This is a genomic window from Chloroflexaceae bacterium (assembly GCA_025057155.1).
Classification (GTDB): domain Bacteria; phylum Chloroflexota; class Chloroflexia; order Chloroflexales; family Chloroflexaceae; genus JACAEO01.
The window spans coordinates 1-289 of sequence record JANWYD010000098.1 but is presented as its reverse complement, the minus strand read 5'-3'; the positions used below and the strand labels follow the sequence as shown (position 1 = coordinate 289).

Below are 289 nucleotides of genomic sequence, written 5' to 3'. Positions count from 1 at the left end.
CGACTTGTCGGATTTCTTCTACGTCTGGCTGCGGCGTACGTTGCGTGAGGTCTTTCCCGACCTTTTTGCCACCGTCGCCGTACCAAAGGCCGAGGAGTTGATTGCCAGTCCCTATCGCCACGGTGGGAAGCAACAGGCCGAGCGGTTCTTTTTGAACGGCATGACGCAGGCGCTGAGTCGGTTGGCCGAACAGGCGCATCCGGCGTTTCCGGTGACGATTTACTACGCCTACAAGCAGCAGGAAATCGAAGCGAATCACGCGCACGCTCCGGCCTCGACCGGTTGGGAG

1 protein-coding gene is annotated in these 289 nt (G+C 59.9%); it reads left to right on the top strand.

Annotated features, from left to right (window positions below):
• A partial coding sequence (locus tag NZU74_20475) for a hypothetical protein (protein ID MCS6883704.1) occupies positions 1-289 on the top strand: 289 nt, incomplete at both ends.